The organism is Caldisericia bacterium (assembly GCA_026414995.1).
Classification (GTDB): Bacteria; Caldisericota; Caldisericia; order B22-G15; family B22-G15; genus JAAYUH01.
This window is the reverse complement of sequence record JAOAHY010000002.1, coordinates 99,796-114,652: the sequence shown is the minus strand read 5'-3', so window position 1 is coordinate 114,652 and position 14,857 is coordinate 99,796. Positions and strand designations below refer to the sequence as shown.

At 26.6% G+C, this 14,857-nt stretch carries 18 protein-coding genes; 7 read left to right on the top strand and 11 right to left on the bottom strand.

The features are described 5' to 3' along the window. Window positions 1-46: 46 nt before the first annotated feature. Window positions 47-313, bottom strand: coding sequence for a hypothetical protein (locus tag N3D74_01515; GenBank protein ID MCX8094858.1), 267 nt, complete (start codon window positions 311-313; stop codon window positions 47-49). Window positions 314-390: 77 nt separating this feature from the next. On the opposite strand from N3D74_01515, the gene N3D74_01510 reads away from it, so the two are divergent. The 3 genes from N3D74_01510 to N3D74_01500 are packed head-to-tail and all read left to right on the top strand — an operon-like array spanning window position 391 to window position 2,005. Then, window positions 391-921: a DUF4388 domain-containing protein gene (locus N3D74_01510; GenBank protein ID MCX8094857.1), complete on the top strand. Its 531-nt coding sequence runs from the start codon at window positions 391-393 to the stop codon at window positions 919-921. A gap of 3 nt (window positions 922-924) precedes the next feature. Next, complete coding sequence (locus N3D74_01505) at window positions 925-1,410, top strand: roadblock/LC7 domain-containing protein (protein ID MCX8094856.1); 486 nt, start codon at window positions 925-927, stop codon at window positions 1,408-1,410. 16 nt (window positions 1,411-1,426) lie between these two features. Beyond that, complete coding sequence (locus N3D74_01500) at window positions 1,427-2,005, top strand: ADP-ribosylation factor-like protein (GenBank protein MCX8094855.1); 579 nt, start codon at window positions 1,427-1,429, stop codon at window positions 2,003-2,005. 2 nt (window positions 2,006-2,007) lie between these two features. On the opposite strand, the gene N3D74_01495 is transcribed toward N3D74_01500, so the two are convergent. The 10 genes from N3D74_01495 to N3D74_01450 are packed head-to-tail and all read right to left on the bottom strand — an operon-like array spanning window position 2,008 to window position 10,881. Next, window positions 2,008-2,370 carry a CTP-dependent riboflavin kinase gene (locus N3D74_01495; GenBank protein ID MCX8094854.1) on the bottom strand — a complete coding sequence of 121 codons (363 nt, stop codon included), beginning with the start codon at window positions 2,368-2,370 and terminating at the stop codon, window positions 2,008-2,010. After that, on the bottom strand, window positions 2,367-3,728 hold the full coding sequence (locus N3D74_01490) for a GerMN domain-containing protein (protein MCX8094853.1): 1,362 nt from the start codon (window positions 3,726-3,728) through the stop codon (window positions 2,367-2,369). Before N3D74_01490 ends, N3D74_01495 begins: the two co-directional genes overlap by 4 nt. Window positions 3,729-3,746: 18 nt before the next feature. After that, window positions 3,747-4,925 carry a hypothetical protein gene (locus N3D74_01485; GenBank protein MCX8094852.1) on the bottom strand — a complete coding sequence of 393 codons (1,179 nt, stop codon included), beginning with the start codon at window positions 4,923-4,925 and terminating at the stop codon, window positions 3,747-3,749. Then, the gene (locus tag N3D74_01480) at window positions 4,926-5,957 is read right to left on the bottom strand and encodes a redoxin family protein (protein MCX8094851.1); all 1,032 of its coding nucleotides are present in this window, start codon (window positions 5,955-5,957) and stop codon (window positions 4,926-4,928) included. Window positions 5,958-5,969: 12 nt separating this feature from the next. Continuing rightward, entirely contained in the window at window positions 5,970-7,136 is a 1,167-nt protein-coding gene (gene alr, locus N3D74_01475) for an alanine racemase (GenBank protein ID MCX8094850.1), read from the bottom strand. Continuing rightward, window positions 7,133-8,143: a bis-aminopropyl spermidine synthase family protein gene (locus N3D74_01470; GenBank protein ID MCX8094849.1), complete on the bottom strand. Its 1,011-nt coding sequence runs from the start codon at window positions 8,141-8,143 to the stop codon at window positions 7,133-7,135. The genes alr and N3D74_01470 overlap by 4 nt, the downstream gene beginning before the upstream one ends. 44 nt (window positions 8,144-8,187) lie before the next feature. Beyond that, window positions 8,188-9,078: an AEC family transporter gene (locus N3D74_01465; GenBank protein ID MCX8094848.1), complete on the bottom strand. Its 891-nt coding sequence runs from the start codon at window positions 9,076-9,078 to the stop codon at window positions 8,188-8,190. 1 nt (window position 9,079) lies between these two features. Beyond that, the gene (locus N3D74_01460) at window positions 9,080-9,595 is read right to left on the bottom strand and encodes a hypothetical protein (protein MCX8094847.1); all 516 of its coding nucleotides are present in this window, start codon (window positions 9,593-9,595) and stop codon (window positions 9,080-9,082) included. Further along, window positions 9,588-9,986, bottom strand: coding sequence for a secondary thiamine-phosphate synthase enzyme YjbQ (locus tag N3D74_01455; GenBank protein ID MCX8094846.1), 399 nt, complete (start codon window positions 9,984-9,986; stop codon window positions 9,588-9,590). The genes N3D74_01460 and N3D74_01455 overlap by 8 nt, the downstream gene beginning before the upstream one ends. Beyond that, on the bottom strand, window positions 9,967-10,881 hold the full coding sequence (locus N3D74_01450; GenBank protein MCX8094845.1) for an HD domain-containing protein: 915 nt from the start codon (window positions 10,879-10,881) through the stop codon (window positions 9,967-9,969). The genes N3D74_01455 and N3D74_01450 overlap by 20 nt, the downstream gene beginning before the upstream one ends. A 70-nt stretch (window positions 10,882-10,951) precedes the next feature. On the opposite strand from N3D74_01450, the gene N3D74_01445 reads away from it, so the two are divergent. The 4 genes from N3D74_01445 to groL all read left to right on the top strand — a co-directional run bounded on the left by N3D74_01445 (window position 10,952) and on the right by groL (window position 14,776). Then, window positions 10,952-12,244, top strand: a complete 1,293-nt coding sequence (locus N3D74_01445; protein MCX8094844.1) for a hypothetical protein — start codon at window positions 10,952-10,954, stop codon at window positions 12,242-12,244. A 2-nt stretch (window positions 12,245-12,246) separates the two neighbouring features. Continuing rightward, the gene (locus tag N3D74_01440) at window positions 12,247-12,753 is read left to right on the top strand and encodes a hypothetical protein (protein MCX8094843.1); all 507 of its coding nucleotides are present in this window, start codon (window positions 12,247-12,249) and stop codon (window positions 12,751-12,753) included. Window positions 12,754-12,864: 111 nt separating this feature from the next. Next, window positions 12,865-13,152: a co-chaperone GroES gene (gene groES / locus N3D74_01435; protein MCX8094842.1), complete on the top strand. Its 288-nt coding sequence runs from the start codon at window positions 12,865-12,867 to the stop codon at window positions 13,150-13,152. A gap of 10 nt (window positions 13,153-13,162) precedes the next feature. Further along, a complete protein-coding gene (gene groL / locus N3D74_01430; protein MCX8094841.1) occupies window positions 13,163-14,776 on the top strand; it encodes a chaperonin GroEL in 1,614 nt (537 codons plus the stop codon). Window positions 14,777-14,857 lie beyond the last annotated feature (81 nt).

The following is a 14,857-nucleotide window of genomic DNA, read 5'->3' as shown; positions in this document are numbered from 1 at the left end:
AAATGAGCGAAATTTAAAGATGAAAAATTTAAGAATGATATGTTAATTATAAACCTTTTTCAAGGGGATATATTGCAATAATTAAATCTTTATTTACAAGTGAAAAATCCCCTTTCCCAATTAAATTTTGATTTGAATCTAAAATTTCAGGTTCAACAATTGGTATAAATTTTGTCTCTTTTAAAAATTTATTTAAAGCATCAGAAAATCTCATATCTTCAGGGACAGAAATTTTGCCTTTAATTAAAAAGTTTGACGATGTCAAAATCATTACACCAACCCTTCTTACTCTGGGACCAATAGGTATTCCCATTATTCACCTCATATATAAATATTTTTTATTTTATTGTATAATAACATAAAAATAAAAAAAATGAAGGTGGTTAAGTTATGGAACTGAAAGGAGATATTGGAGTTTTAGGAATTTTAGAATTAATTCAGACTCTTTCAAATATGGGTAAAACTGGAAAACTTGAGATTGTTTTACCCACAAGAGAAAAGGGGGAACTTTTTTTCAAAAATGGAAAACTTATTCATGCACACTCAATTGATAATATAGGAAAAGAAGCACTTATTGAAATTTTAAATTGGAATAAAGGATCATTTAGATTTGTTGAGAATATTATCCTTCCTGCACCAACCATTGATGAGGATACTTCAAAATCTGTTCTAGAAGCAATATCTCTTCAAGATGAATTTAAAACAAAAGAGGATTTATTAAATTTAGTTCCTGTTTTAAATGAGAAGGTAGAAGTTGAAAATTTTTCAATAAATGTTGATGAATGGAGATTTTTAAATTTAATTGATGGAAAAAAGAGATGTTGTGATATAATTGAAGAGATGGGAACAGAAAAGATTAAAATTATTAATATTGTTGAAGGTTTGTATAAAAAAGGTATAATTTCGTTTAGAAAGGAGTAGATAATGGCTGAAGGTTTAAGTTCAGTTATAATTTCAGATGAAGATTTAAAAAGAGTAGATGATTATTTAGCACAAACACTTGCTGATTCTCAAGCAAAACATATATTGCTTTCTGATAGATCAGGACAACTGATAACAAAACATGGATCAATTTCTAGAAGAGATGCTTCAAATATTTGTGCACTTTCAGCAGGACTTTTTTCTGCCACAAATGAACTTGCAAAACTTTTAGGTGAAAAAGAGTTTACAGTAACTTTTCATCAGGGAGAAGAAACTAACATTCATATATCTCTTCTTGTTCCTCAGGTTCTATTAATAATTGTTTTTGATAATAACGCTCCTGTAGGTGCCATAAGATTTTGGTCAAAGAAAATACATTCAGAAATTTCTCCATTTTTAAAGAATGTTACAATATCAAAAGAAAGAAAAATAGAAGAAAAAGAGGGACTAGAAGAAGAGATTGAGAATAAACTCGAAAACCTCTTTTAATATTTAATACACATCAATGGCATTAATTAACTATTCCACAAAAGAGATAACTTTTAAAATTGTATATTATGGTCCTGCAATGAGTGGTAAAACAACAAATTTAAGATTTATTTATGAAAAATTACCACAGGACCTTAAGGGTAAATTTACATCTATTGCTACTCAGGATGAAAGAACTCTATTTTTTGATTTTTTACCACTTGATCTAGGAAATATAAAGGGTTATACGATAAAACTTTCGCTATATACAGTACCTGGACAAGCAATTTACTCTTTAACTAGAAAAACAATTCTCAGAGCAACAGATGGAATTGTTTTTGTTGCCGATTCTCAACAGGAAATTTTTGAAAAAAATTTAGAATCATTTAAAGATATGATTGAAAATATGAGAGAATATGGTTTATCCTTAGAGGATACTCCAATTGTTTTTCAATATAACAAAAGAGATTTACCAAATATTGTTTCAGTTGATGATCTAAATAAAGCATTAAATATCAATTCATTTCCCTTTTTTGAAGCAGTTGCAGTTCAAGGAATTGGTGTTATGGATTGTTTGAAACTCATTTCAAAATTGGTTGTAAAAAAGGTTGTTTAATTTTAATCTAAATTTTCAAATTCAATAAAAACTTTATCACCATCTTTAAAATTTCCCTTATCTCTTAACGAAACATCAGATATAATTTCAAGTGTTTTTTTATGTTTTGTTTTTTCTGGTATTACAATATATGCATTAAAATTATTAACTTTACAAGGAATTATATAAATTGCTCCAAATCCATTAAAACCATCAATTTTAATTTTTTCTTTAAATTTTAAGGTTTTTATATCAAATTCTACTTTAATGTTGAGTGTTCCTTCATAAGGGTTTATTCCAATAGCATTTTTTATTTTATCTTTATAAATTTTTACATATTTAGATCCTTCTCTATAACCTGATGTTATAACTCCTTTTATCTTCATAAAGAATCTTTTGTAAAACTTTTAGAAAGGTCAGTACCAAATGGTAGTTTAATTTTTTTACCGTTTATTGATATATTTATTTCCTTAATATTCATTGAATCAAAAAATGTTAAAACAATTTGCTTAATTAATAATTCTTCTTTTTCTTTTGAATCAATTTTTGATGGATCAAAATTTAAATCCAAAGACAAAATTTCATTTTTAATCGTATAAGAATTTAATTTAGCATCTTTAGGAAGGTATGTCAAAAAAGGATTATTAGGTGTAAGAAGTTTTTCAAATATAAGTTTTACTGCGTCTTTTTTGTTTGTAAAAATAACTTGGGGTGATATAAAAGAGACATCTTTTATTTTTAAAATATAATAAACTGGATATCCATACATATTTTCAGGAGGTGGGTTTAAATCATAATACCATCTAGTGATGGGTTTTAATGTTTCAAAGTTTCCTCCAATTGTTTCAACAATTTTTCCATCAACAAGAAATTGTACTTTTTTAATTCCTGGAATTTCAGTCATTGATAAAGTTATAGAATACATAAATGCTATTTCTGATGAAGAGCCAAAACCTTTATATGAAAGAATATCAGGGTTTAAATTTAGAACTAACTTATCTCCTTCTATTTTTATATCTTTTAAGGTTGCAACATCAGGAATAGTTTTAGAAAGGTAGTTTTCATATTTTAATGGAGGTCCACTTTTCAATTTATCAAAAATTAATTTCGCCCATTCAAGTGTATCTTTTGGTTCTTGAATTTCAGATTGAATAAGAATTGGAAATTCTAAATTTTTATCATAATAATAAAGAAAAATTTTTCTCCCTGAAGGGAGTTTTGATGAAAGAAAATTAAGTGGTGAAGAAATAGATATTGAATCCCAATAAAAATTTTCTCTTTTATTTTCAATAAGAATATCAACGCTCCTTAGTGAACTATTGCCAATTATTGTGTTAACAAATGAATAAATAGATGCTGCCTCACCTGAAATTCCATCTAATACTCTATTTTTTATTTCTTTTGAAAAAGAGATTATTGCTCTATCCTTATCAATATCAATTGATATAACCTTAGTATTAGGATCGACAACTCTTTCAAGTGTCTCAGATTTTGGACCCTTTATAACTTCTTCAGCAAGTCTTTTAATTTTTTCAGGCAAATTTCTAAATTTTGGTATTACTCTTTTTTCAAAAACAAGTTCATTTGATTTTTTGTCATAAAAATAAATTTTAACATTTTCATTTTGTGGGTTAAATGAGAAAAATCTTAATGAAAAAAGAAAAATAACAATAAAAATTAAAATAAGTAAAAGCGCCAATCTTCTTTCTTTGTATACCCTTCTTTTAATTACTTTTTTTCTCATCTAATTAATTATAAAACTTTAAAATATAATTCCAAAAGATTTTAAGACAAGATAGAATAGATATCCACTAAGTATAAAGAAAATTATTGACATAATTAATTTAATTTTTCCTACATTTTCTCTCATCAATTTTCCTAATGCTCTTTGTGAGAGACCAAAATAAACCCCAAGAAAGATGAGAATTAAAGGAACAACAAACATAAAATTATAGATTATTAGATACAATATTCCTTTTGTTTTGAGTTCTGGAATTCCAATTATATAAACAATAGTTGGAAGATATGTTTGACCTGTACATAAAAATTCTATAATGGATATTGGAAATGCAACTAAAAATGCTGAAAGTGATATAAAAGAAGTGTTTAAATTCTTTTTAATCATGTTTCTAGCTGTTTTTTTGAAAAAACCTGGAAGTTGTAGAGTTATTTCTTCACCTTTCCCGCTTTTTATTTTTAAGTAATCTGTATATGAAAGAACAGCAAAAGTAAAAACAAGAACTGCTGTTATAAGATACAAAATCTTTGAAAATATCCCAACTATAGAATATTTTTGTATAACTCTAAATATTCCAACTCCAGAAATAAAATATGCAATAAAAACACCAAGAGTAAAAAAGAAGCCTACTTTTAATATATCTTCTCTTTTTCTTCCTGTTGTCAAAAGAAAAGTTATAAAAAATATTAAAACTGCAAATGCGCATGGATTTACTCCATCAATTAATCCTGCAAAAAGAATTACAAAAACACCAAACTTCTCAAAATACTCTTTTATTTTCTCTTTTCCAGAAATATCTTTTGAAAGTGCTTCAAGTAAAAATTCGTTTTCTGAATAGTCAAAACTTTCTATTTTTTTACTTAAATTATCAAATATATCTTTTTCTCTAATATAGAAACTTCTTCCTATAAAAATTGCTGGAACAACTCCTTTTTTATCATCTGGCACATTGTAGTAGTCGTCAAGTTTTGCTCTTAATTCCTGATTTTTGGTTTCAGCAATATTCAATTTTGTTATATTTAAATTATTAAATCTTGCATCAAGTGTTTCAAGAAAAGGTGTAACTCTAGCACATTCAGGACATCCTTCAATATAAAAATAATAAATTATAACCTCACTATTTTTAGTTAGAAGATAATTTATATTAAAAGAGAAAAATGAAATTAAAATCAAAAATATAACTAATAATATTTTTAGTTTCATTTATTTAAGAAATTCAGTTAATTTTTGTTCTATATCTTGAGAATTAGGAAAATTGTGATAAACAACAGTTCCATCAATATCAACTAATAAAACATCAGGTGTAAATTCAATTGTTAATTTTCTTAGAAGTTCCTGAGAAGTATCAATTATTATTTTCATATTTTTGTTTTTTGTTTTTGTTAAATATTCATTAATAGTTTTATCTTTTGCTGTTTCAGATATGAGTATATAGTTAAAATTTTTATTTTTTCCAACTTTATATATAAGTTCATCAAAAGCATGTGTTTTTTCAATACATGAACCACATGTTGCATTTGTTGAAACTATAACTGTTTTTCTACCTTTTATTAATTCACTTGAAATTTTTTCTCCATTTATATCAGTTGCTTCAAAAGATGGAATTTTATCTCCAATCAGTAATCTTTTTGTTTCATTTTCTGTTTGATTTGTTTTTAAAGATGTATATGCTTCAACACCAAACTGATTTATATAAGAAATTGCAGAGCTCTTTACTAACTTATCTTTAAATGTAGTTGCAAGCTCCCCATTTTCAGCAGGTAGTGGTATTGCAGTTGAGAGTAAATCTTTATAATCTTTTCCTATAAATTTTGAGAAAAATTCATTCCAATTTGTTTCTTTTTCTGTTTTTATTTTGCTTAGAGGTTTTATTTTAGAAATTTTACCATTATCATCAAAACACACAACAACCTTTATGCTGTTATCAATGTTTTTTAATGAAAGATCTTTAATTGTAAGTAAAGAATACTTTCCAACAATTGTTCCTTTTGAATTAACTACTGTGTCAATTGAAAGAGCAAAATTAGGATCATCTGGTAAAGTATAACTTTTGGACTCTAAAACTTTATAATCTTTTCCAAAAATTTCTTTAAGTGCTTTATCAAGGGGGATTTCTCTATTAAAGAAAGAAAATATTGAAATTAATATTACAAAAGCAACTATTATTGCACCTGAAATTATAAAATATGTTTTTAATCCACTCTCTTTCTTTTTAATTTCTTTTTTCTTTTCCATTGTAAACCTCCTTTATCTATCTAAAAGAGTTTTTATTTTTATAACTTCTCCATTCTTTATATAAACTCTTGGCACTCTCTTCCCAATTCTTGTTACAATTTCATAATTTATAGTTTTACATTTTTTTGCTATCTCATCTGCAGTAATTTCTTCCCTTCCTTCTTTCCCCATTATTATAACATCATCACCAACTTTAGCATCTTTAAATTTTGTAAGGTCAATCATGACTTGATCCATAGTTACTCTTCCAACTATTTTTGCTCTTCTTCCCTTAAAAACTACCTCACCTTTATTAGATAAAATTCTTGGATAACCATCTGCATAACCAAACGGAAGTGTACCTATTATACTCTCCTTTTTTGTAATATAGGTTCTTCCATAACTAATTGGAGTTCCTGGAGGAACTTTTTTTAAAAAAATAATTTTCGAATGTAAACTCATTACAGGATAAAGTTTTACTTTTTTAACTTCATCTGATGGTCTTAATCCATAAAGAGATATTCCACATCTTACTCCATCTAAAATATATTCTGGAAGGTCAATTACAGTAGCTGAATTACCATGATGTTTTAAAGGAATTTTTATGTTTTCTTTTTCAAGTTCATTTATAACTTTCATAAATCTTTCATATTGAAGTATTGTGAATGTTTTATCTTTTTCATCTGCTGAAGAAAAGTGAGCATATAAACCTTCAATATAAATGTTTTTAAATTTTAAAACTTCTTTTATAAAAGGAACTGCTTCATTCCAGAGAATTCCTACTCTGCCCATTCCAGTATCAATTTTTATATGTACATTAACTTTTTCTTTTGTTATTTCACAAATATTATTAAGTTCTTTTGCAAAATCAAGTGAATATAAAGTTGGAGTTAATGAAAAATTCACTATATAATCAGCTTGTTTTGGAAAAATATATCCAAAAATAAGTATAGGTTTTGATATTCCTCTTGTTCTTAATTCAATTCCTTCTTCAAGTGTAGCAACAGCAAAATAGTCACTTCCTAAAATTTCAAGCTCACCTGCTATTTCAGGTGCTCCATGACCATATGCATCTGCTTTAACAACAGAAATTAACTTTTTATCTTTAACAATGCTTCTTAGAAAAAGGTAATTTTTCTTTAAATTATCGAGATTAATTTCTGCCCAAAAGGGCCGTAATAAAACATTTTCGTCACTCATGGTTTTACAACATATGTATATTCATCAAAATATAATTCTCTTCCCAAATTAACACTATCAATATATTTCGGTTTCTTTGTTCCAACAACTTCAACCCTATATAGATGAGAGTTATACCAGTAAAATTTTGGATTTTGTATATTGAATGGATTTTCTTTAACAATTAAAAGGTCACTTTTTAAAATATCATCACTTAATTCATAAAATGAGAAATTTCTAACTATATCTGTTATTACAAGATTCATATCATTTAATCCTCTCTGTATCTTTAACCACTTTTCTCCATTTGATTCTATTGATGTAAGCCCAAAATAACCTGCATTGCCATTTCCTTTAAGACCTGCTAAAGTTCTGGAGACAAAAATTAAAAGACCTTCTACTGTTTCAACTGGGTCAGTGAAGAATGTATCAAATTTATCAACAAAATTTTCAGGAAGTTTTTCTCTTGCATCATATTCATAAGCGGTCAAATTATTTAATTTATAATCTTTTTTAATTTCGTTTATAAAATTTACTAATCTTTTGTCTATTTCAAGAACAACAATTTCATCAGTTATATTTGATAATGAAAATAAAATTCCCATTAAATCATCATCACCTAATATCAAAATTTTCTTTTTGTAAACATCTCCCCTTGTTAACATATATAAAAATCTTCCAATTGCAGTTTCAGAATCAATTACCCCTTGATCATAAACTTGAACTGGTTTTGGTCTTAATTTAGCAATTTCTTCATATTTCTTTTTTAGATTTTTCCATAACCCCTCTTTATCATAAACTCTTCTCCCTTTACATTTATCACAAACAAAATCAGTTGAGATTTTAATCTCTATTTTATTTTTTAATTCAAATACTCCATTTTTCTCTTCTATCAAACCCTCATCTTTCATTTTTTTAAGTTCATCCATAACTTCTTTTGCTGTAAAATTACTTTTTGATATTATTTCAAAAAAATCTCCATTTTTTCTTGAGAGTATGAAAAGAATCTCTTCTCTTAATCTATCCATCTCTCACCTCCTTTTCTTTTAGTTTAAATACTACTTTCTATATTTTAACCTATTAAAGCCTTTGATAAAATAGATATTGTTAATGAAGAAAAAATTGTTGTTATTCCAACTGCTTTTGCAATAATTTTTTTATTTAATCCAATTTGTGAACCAAATATAATTGTTGCCATCATAGTTGGCATCATTGATTGAAGAAGTGATACATTTTTTATAATCTCTTCTACTTTAAAAAAATTTGTAACAAAAAAAGTTATATATGGAAGAAGTATAAGTTTTAATATTATTACTGGAATAAGATATGTTAAATCTTTTTTTGTTATATTTAAATCAAGATTTATACCAAGATATAAAAGAACAAGAGGAGTGACTGATTGTTTTAAAACATTGAGGGATTCAATAACAATTTGAGGCATTGTAAAATTTCTTAAGATAAGAGATATAAGAAAAGATATAACAGGAGGTGTTATAAAAGAAGATTTTATGCCTCTATTTTCACTTCTAGAAATATAAGATATAAGAGGATATATGATAATTAAAAAAGTATAAAAGTGAACTTGATCATAGAAAATTCCAAATGGAAGATTTTTTGTACCAAAAAACATTTCAACAAGAGGATATCCTAAAAAAGCAGTATTTCCCATAACACAAATTAAAATTAATGTTGCAAGTTCTTTTTTATCTTTAAAGTAAATTGAACCTAAAATAAATGTTATAAAGAATTGTATTATCATTGAAACTGGAACAATAAAGAAAAGTTTATAAAAACTGCCAGAAAAATTTGAAGTCAATATTGAAAAAATCACAAGAGATGGAAGCGAAACATTGAATAATATTTTTCTTAATAACTCTCCTTCATTTTCATTTAAAAATTTAATCTTTTTTAAAAAAAATCCAAGAAAAATCAAAATTAAAAAAGAAATTATTTTCGTTATCAACTCATTTTACCTCTTTAATTTTTAGGTTTTTTAAGATAAATTCTGAAATATCATTTAAATTTAATTCTACTAAGTTAACTATTTCCAAATCCTTATACTTCATCTTAATTAGATTAATTTCATCTTGAATTTTAAGTAATTCAATTTTTTTAAGAATTAATTTTGTTGAAAAAAGATAAATCTTTTTGTAGTTATAATTTATTGCATTTTCAATTGAAGTTTGTAAATCTGGTTCACAATAATCTAAAAAAGCGAAGAATGTTTTTATTTTAAATTTATTAAAAATTAAATTAGTTAAATCAAATAATGTATGATAATATTCATCATTTCTAAAGTTTCTTTTCCAATTTTTAATTTTTATTTTAAGTTCTTCAAATCTTTTTCTTTCAAATTCATTTAATTCAAAATTAGAATCTATTTTTGATTTTAATGACAAAAACTCTTTGAGTTCAAATTTTGGAAAATCTGAAGGAATGTCTCCTTCACCAATTATAATTAAACAATAATTTTCATCCATTTTTTATTATTTTCAAATACACCTTTCTTTCTCTTGGACCATCAAATTCTAATAAAAATATTCCTTGCCATGTGCCAAGCAAAACTTTTCCATTTTCTATTAAAAGTTGATGAGATATGCCAAAAATAGCTGATTTTATGTGAGAGTCTGAATTTCCTTCAAAATGCTTATAATTTGATACTCTGGGAATAAGTTCACTAGTTTTATTTAAAATATCTTCTATTACACTTGGATCTGCATTTTCATTAATTGTTAAACCGCAAGTTGTGTGAGGAACATAAACTATTAAAATACCATTTTGAATACCGCTTTCCTTAACAAAATTCAAAATTGACTCAGTTATATCAATTGCTTCGACTCTTTTTCTTGTTTTAATATATAATACTTGCACCGTCTTCCTCTATTATTTTTAAAACTTCAATTGCTTTATTTACTATTTCTTCATTAAATTTTGTACCTTTAAGTGATTCTAAATCTCTAATTAATTCTGATATTGTTTTTCTTTTTGTATAATTTCTTCCTTGAAGATTTGCTTCAATATAATCAGAAACTGATACAATTTTCGCTTCTATTGGAATTTTATCTCCTTTTAGTCCAAAAGGATAACCCATTCCATTTTCCCATTCATGATGTAAAAGAATAAAATTAGCAACATCCTTTAAGACATCGCTTTTTGAAACAATTTTATATCCAATTTCTGGATGTTTTTTTATCTCTTCAAATTCATCTTCCCTTAAACTTGATGGTTTAAACAAAATTTGTTCTTTAATAGAAATTTTTCCAATATCATGAAGAAGTGCTGCTATTTCAATATCTTTTATTTTATTTTCATCATTAAAAAATTTTGATGATATCAATTTTGAATAATAAGCGACTCCTTTTGAATGCTCATATGTTTCCTGGTCTTTTACTTTTATCGTTTCAATTAAAATTTTGACAAGTTCATCTTTTAATGTTATATTACTTTGATTTATATAATTTAAAAATCCATTCACTTTATAATAATTATGGTTCTCGTTATCCATTAAATTTAAATATCCTTCCTTTAAATATGTATCAAAGGTAATTTTTACAAAAAAATTTAAAACAGAAATTTCTTTTTCATCAAAATCTTCATTTCTTGCTACTTCAAAAGTTGTATTTTCGTCAATTTTAATTTTATATTTGATAAATCCATTGGATTTTTCTCCAATATAAATTTCTCCATTTTTTGTTTTTAAAGAAATATAATTAAGTTCTAAAAAATCTTTTAAAGAACCTATCTGCTTTTTTAGTATATCTATCATATCCTTCATATTAAACATAAAAAAACAATTTAATATTATAGCATAAATTTTATAAAATGAATTTAGAGAAATGAATGAAGGGATCAATTTAGATGATATAAAACTTACTTATAAACTACTTAATCATAAAGGTCCAACTGAATTAAGGATTCTTAAAGAAGGAGTATATCCTATTGTTAAGTTTGTCAATAATGAGAGTGATTTTTTAAAAGAATGCATTTTATTTAACGGAAAAAGAAATATTTATGCTGGTATTAGAGATAGAAAAATAGACATTAAATTTGCTGCAAGAAAAGAAGATATTGTTGGACTAAATTTGACTGTTATCGATATTGATCCAATAAGACCCAAAAATCTACCATCAGATGATGATGAACTTAATAGGGCAATTTTTTTATCAGAAAAAATAAAGGATTTTTTTAATAATAATAGTTTTAAAAAACTATTCAGAGGTATGACTGGAAATGGGGTGTCGTTGTTTTTTGTAATTCCTTATTATGTGATTAATGATGAAAATAGATATGATATTGAAGATTCTCTTCTTTGGTTTGAAAATTTTATAAGAGATAAATTTAAAAAAGAAATTCAAGAACTTAATTTGAAAATTGATAATATGTATGATCTTCCAAGAATAGTTAAAGTTATTGGAACAAAAAGTATAAAAGGAGTTGAAACTAAAGATAGACCCCATAGAGTTTCATATTGGATTGATAAACCAATTAAAATAGAGGAAGATGAAAAACTTTTAAATTTTATTTTAAATAGAGGAAAAGAAAATAAAGAAAAAATAAAACCAGTTTGGCTTATGCAACCAATTCAATATTTTGGAGAGAATTTAAATGGCGATTGGATTGTTGAACCAAAAATTGATGGATGGAGGCTAGAGGTAATAAAAGACAAAGGAAATGTTTTATTTTTTGGAAGAAGATTAGAAAAAAATCCAGATTGGAGTTATAAATTAAAAATTTCAAAAGATATTTTTGAAAATGTTCCAGATGGAACAATTTTAGATTGTGAGTTATATTCTGATAAAGGAAGAAGGTTTATTCCTTCTCTTTTTTCAGAGACAAACAGAGCAAAACCAATAATTTTTGTTTTCGACATAATCTATTATAAAGGGGATTTTTTAGGAAATTTACCTTTAATTAAAAGAAAAGAGATTTTAAATAAAATAAAATTTGGAGAAGGAGTTGAAATTTTAAAATTTAAAGAATTGTCAGATATAGAAAAAGATTTAAAAGAAGCCATTTCTTTGGGACATGAAGGAATTGTTATAAAAGAAATAAATAGTAAATATATTATAGGAAATAATTCTCCAATTGTAACTTTATATTGGAAAAAAATTAAGGGCTTAAGGAGGTAAAAATGGCAATTGGAAGATTTCAAGTTATGGCAACACTTCAAGCAGCAAGAGCATATGTTTTAGGAAAAGAAATAAACACTGCAAAAAGTTTTGGTTTAAATAGAGCAATTTTTTACGCTGCAGCAAAAAAGGGTTTTAAAGGTGCTAAAGAAATAACTCCAAGTGAATTATTTCTAAAAAGGAAAAGATTAAGTGAAGAAAAATTAAAGAAAATTAAAGAATCTTTTAAAATTGAGACAATAGGTGATGAGATGGCATATGCTGTAGAAATAGATGGAAAAATTTACTATACAATTGGTGGGGAGATTCAAACCGAAGAAGATTTTGAAAAAGAAATTGAAAAAAGATTTAAAGGAAAATTTGATAAAGCTTGGAAAGAAGCAATTGAAATTGTCTCATCATATGATAAGGGTGTTCTTTTGTCTCAAAGATACTTTTTTGAAGCAGTTTATAAACCGAGAAGGGATGAGTTGAGTAAAAAATGGAGTGAAATGATTGAAGAGAGTTAATATAGCAATTTAAAATAATATCAAAACTCTTGACAAAAAAATAATCCCTTTTATAATTTTATATTAGATTTAGCACTCTATATATTAAAGTGCTAATAAGGAGGTGAGCATATGAAATTAAAACCAATTGGTGACAAGATTATAGTTGAGCCTGAAAAAGAAGAAGAAAAAACAAAATCTGGAATAGTTTTACCAGATACAGCAAAAGAAAAACCTCAAAAGGGTAAAGTTATTGCAGTAGGTCCTGGTAAAGTTCTTGATAATGGACAAAGAAGTCCAATGGAAGTTAAAGTGGGGGATACTGTGATTTACTCAAAATATGCAGGAACTGAGGTAAAAATTGAAGATAAGGAATATTTGATTTTATCTGATAGGGATATTTTAGCAATAATAGAGTAGGAGGTGAAATATGGCAGCAAAACAAATTTTATACAGTGAAGATGCAAGAAAAAAATTGCTTGATGGAGTTGATGCAGTTGCAAATACTGTAAAGGTTACACTTGGACCAACAGCAAGACATGTTGTTCTTGAAAGAAAATTTGGATCTCCTGTTGTTTCTGATGATGGAGTTTCGATTGCAAAAGAGATCGAACTTAAAGATCCATTTGAAAATTTAGGAGCCCAACTTCTAAAAGAAGTTGCTTCAAAAACTAATGATGTTGCTGGTGATGGTACAACCACAGCAACAGTTTTAGCACAAGAGATGATTCATGAAGGTCTTAAATTAGTATCTGCAGGTGCAAATCCAGTTCTTCTTAAAAGAGGAATGGATGACGCAGTAAAAGAGGTAGTTGAGTATATTAAAAAAGTCGCAATGAAGGTTGATGAGAAAAAGAGAATTGCAGAAGTTGCAACAGTTTCTTCAAAAGATCCAAAAATTGGTGAAGCAATTGCAAATGCAATGGAAAAAGTAGGTAAAGATGGTGTTATTACAGTTGAAGAATGGCAAGGTTTAGATATTAAAGTTGAACTTGTTGAAGGAATGCAATTTGATAGAGGTTATATTTCTCCTTATTTCATTACAGACCCTGAAAAAATGGAGGTCGAATTAAGAGAGCCATTCATTGTAATTACAGATAAAAAGATTTCAGGAATTCAAGAGTTTTTACCACTTCTTGAAAAAATAGTTCAAACTGGGAGACCATTTTTAGTAATTGCAGAAGATGTTGAAGGTGAAGCGCTAGCAACATTAGTAGTAAACAAAGTTAGAGGAACATTCCAATGTTGTGCTGTAAAAGCACCAGGTTTTGGTGATAGAAGAAAAGAAATGTTAATGGACATTGCAATACTAACTGGTGGTCAAGTCATTTCTCAAGACCTTGGAATTAAATTTGAAAATGTTACACTTGATATGCTTGGTAGAGCAGATAAAGTTAAAGTTGATAAAGATAATACAACAATTGTTGGTGGTAAGGGAGCAAAAAAGGATATTGAGGCTAGAATTGCTCAAATTAAAAAACAGATTGAAGAAACAAAATCTGATTATGATAGAGAAAAACTTCAAGAAAGATTAGCTAAACTTTCAGGTGGTGTTGCAATTATCAAAGTTGGAGCAGCAACAGAAACTGAAATGAAAGAAAGAAAACATAGGGTTGAAGATGCAGTTGCTGCAACTAAAGCGGCAGTCGAAGAAGGAATCGTTCCTGGTGGTGGAGTAATCTATATTAATGCACAAAAGGTTCTTGATAAAATCAAAAATGGTGATACTGATTATATTGCAGGAGTTAATATTGTTAGAAAAGCACTTGAGGCTCCTTTGAGACAAATTGCAGATAATGCTGGTGAAAAGGGAGTTATGATAGTTGAAAAAATAAAAGAGAGCAAAGATGGAATTGGATTTAATGCTGAAACACACAAGATTGAAAATCTACTTGATGCAGGAATAATTGACCCTGCAAAAGTTGCAAGATCTGCTCTCCAAAATGCAGAATCAATTGCATCTCTCCTTTTAACAACTGAAGCATCAGTAACAGAAATTCCAGAAAAAGAAAAAGCATCACCTCCTCCAATGCCTGAATATTAATAAAAATTAAAAAGAAAACTTTTCTTAGGGCTCTGGTTTTAATCCAGAGCCCTTTTTATTTTTAAATTTTTATGTTATAAA

Excerpts from the sequence above, each read along its gene's own strand:
- N3D74_01515 (MCX8094858.1), bottom strand. The coding sequence starts at position 313 with ATGGGAATACCTATTGGTCCCAGAGTAAGAAGGGTTGGTGTAATGATT.
- N3D74_01510 (MCX8094857.1), top strand. The coding sequence starts at position 391 with ATGGAACTGAAAGGAGATATTGGAGTTTTAGGAATTTTAGAATTAATT.
- N3D74_01505 (MCX8094856.1), top strand. The coding sequence starts at position 925 with ATGGCTGAAGGTTTAAGTTCAGTTATAATTTCAGATGAAGATTTAAAA.
- N3D74_01500 (MCX8094855.1), top strand. The coding sequence starts at position 1,427 with ATGGCATTAATTAACTATTCCACAAAAGAGATAACTTTTAAAATTGTA.
- N3D74_01495 (MCX8094854.1), bottom strand. The coding sequence starts at position 2,370 with ATGAAGATAAAAGGAGTTATAACATCAGGTTATAGAGAAGGATCTAAA.
- N3D74_01490 (MCX8094853.1), bottom strand. The coding sequence starts at position 3,728 with ATGAGAAAAAAAGTAATTAAAAGAAGGGTATACAAAGAAAGAAGATTG.
- N3D74_01485 (MCX8094852.1), bottom strand. The coding sequence starts at position 4,925 with ATGAAACTAAAAATATTATTAGTTATATTTTTGATTTTAATTTCATTT.
- N3D74_01480 (MCX8094851.1), bottom strand. The coding sequence starts at position 5,957 with ATGGAAAAGAAAAAAGAAATTAAAAAGAAAGAGAGTGGATTAAAAACA.
- alr (MCX8094850.1), bottom strand. The coding sequence starts at position 7,136 with ATGAGTGACGAAAATGTTTTATTACGGCCCTTTTGGGCAGAAATTAAT.
- N3D74_01470 (MCX8094849.1), bottom strand. The coding sequence starts at position 8,143 with ATGGATAGATTAAGAGAAGAGATTCTTTTCATACTCTCAAGAAAAAAT.
- N3D74_01460 (MCX8094847.1), bottom strand. The coding sequence starts at position 9,595 with ATGGATGAAAATTATTGTTTAATTATAATTGGTGAAGGAGACATTCCT.
- N3D74_01450 (MCX8094845.1), bottom strand. The coding sequence starts at position 10,881 with ATGATAGATATACTAAAAAAGCAGATAGGTTCTTTAAAAGATTTTTTA.
- N3D74_01445 (MCX8094844.1), top strand. The coding sequence starts at position 10,952 with ATGAATGAAGGGATCAATTTAGATGATATAAAACTTACTTATAAACTA.
- N3D74_01440 (MCX8094843.1), top strand. The coding sequence starts at position 12,247 with ATGGCAATTGGAAGATTTCAAGTTATGGCAACACTTCAAGCAGCAAGA.
- groES (MCX8094842.1), top strand. The coding sequence starts at position 12,865 with ATGAAATTAAAACCAATTGGTGACAAGATTATAGTTGAGCCTGAAAAA.
- groL (MCX8094841.1), top strand. The coding sequence starts at position 13,163 with ATGGCAGCAAAACAAATTTTATACAGTGAAGATGCAAGAAAAAAATTG.